Genomic DNA, 1698 nt, shown 5'->3' with positions numbered 1-1698 from the left:
CGCCCGGACCCGGACCTCGCGGGCGCTGTCCGACGAGGTCGCGGCCGCGATGGCCGCCGGACCGGTCCGCGAGCTGGTGACGGCCGGTCAGACCCACCGCGTCTGGGTCGACCGGCGCGAGGCCCAGTTCAGCTCGTGGTACGAGTTCTTCCCCCGCTCCACGGGCGGGTGGGACGAGCGGGGCCGGCCCGTCCACGGCACCTTCGCCACCTCGCGCACCCACATCGACCACGCCGCGGACATGGGCTTCGACGTGGTGTACCTGCCGCCCATCCACCCGATCGGGGTGGTCAACCGGAAGGGCCGCAACAATTCGCTCACCCCGGACCCGGGCGACGTCGGTTCGCCCTGGGCGATCGGTTCCGCGGACGGCGGCCACGACGCGGTGCACCCGGAGCTCGGCACCATCGAGGATTTCCGCGAGCTGGTCGAGTACTCCGCCACGAGGGGTGTCGAGATAGCCCTGGACCTGGCGTTGCAGTGCGCGCCGGACCACCCGTGGGCGCAGGCGCACCCCGAGTGGTTCACGGTGCTGCCCGACGGGCACATCGCCTACGCCGAGAACCCGCCCAAGAAGTACCAGGACATCTACCCCGTCAACTTCGACCTCGATCCCGAGGGGATCTACGCCGAGGTGCTCCGGGTCGTGCGGCTGTGGACCTCCCTGGGCGTACGGATCTTCCGGGTGGACAACCCGCACACCAAGCCGGCCGACTTCTGGAGCCGCCTGATCGCCGAGGTCAAGCGCACGGAACCGGACGTGCTGTTCCTCGCCGAGGCCTTCACCCGTCCCGCCCGCATGTTCGGCCTGGCCAGGCGGGGCTTCTCGCAGTCGTACACCTACTTCACCTGGAAGACCACCAAGTCCGACCTGGTGGAGTTCTGCGAGCAGCTGCTGGCGCACGTCGACGAGGCCCGGCCCAACATGTTCACCAACACCCCGGACATCCTCCACGAGTCGCTGCAGCGCGGGGGCCCCGCGATGTTCGCGATCCGGTCGACGCTCGCGGCCACGCTGTCCCCGGCGTGGGGCGTGTACTCGGGCTTCGAGCTGTTCGAGTGGCAGCCCGTCACCGACGGCAGCGAGGAGTACCTGGACTCGGAGAAATACGAGCTCCGGCCCCGGGACTTCGCCGGTGCCGAGGCGGCGGGCCAGTCCCTCGCGCCGTGGCTCCGGACCCTCAACCGGATCCGCCGGGAGCACCCCGCCCTCCAGCAGCTGCGCACCCTGCGGTTCCACGACGTCGACAACGACCAGATCCTCGCCTACTCCAAACTCGACCCCACCACCGGCGACTGCGTCCTCACGGTGGTCTCACTCGACTCGCACGGGGTCCAGGAGGGCACCCTCCGGCTGGACATGGCCGCCCTCGGGTACGACGACGACGCCCGGTTCAGCGTCCACGACGAGGTCTCCGGCAGCGAGTTCCACTGGGGTTCGAGCAACTACGTGCGACTCGAGCCGTGGACGGCGGTCGCACACATCGTCGTGGTCCCGCCCTGCGACGAAGCACGTAGGGTCGAACTGACCTACCGCACGCACATCGTGGATTGAGGGACAACGGCATGGGAAAGCACCACGGCAAGGGCCGACCCGCTACCGAGAGCTCCGCCACGGCGCCCGGCAGGGTGCCACCGCCCGTCGACCCCGGGGCGGCCTGGCGGACGCCCGAGGAGGTCGCCCGCGACGAGGCGGGG

The 1698-nt window shown here is 70.5% G+C and carries 1 protein-coding gene; it reads left to right on the top strand.

What is annotated here, in order from left to right:
• Nucleotides 1-1555: alpha-1,4-glucan--maltose-1-phosphate maltosyltransferase (locus tag G6021_RS02410; RefSeq protein WP_182610635.1), on the top strand; the 1555-nt coding region annotated here is incomplete at its 5' end.
• Nucleotides 1556-1698: the final 143 nt, after the last annotated feature.

Origin of the sequence: Dietzia sp. CW19 (assembly GCF_014145265.1) — a bacterium.
GTDB classification, from domain to species: domain Bacteria; phylum Actinomycetota; class Actinomycetes; order Mycobacteriales; family Mycobacteriaceae; genus Dietzia; species Dietzia natronolimnaea.
The sequence above is the reverse complement of the archived record's forward strand: the minus strand, read 5'-3'. Positions and strand labels throughout refer to the sequence as shown.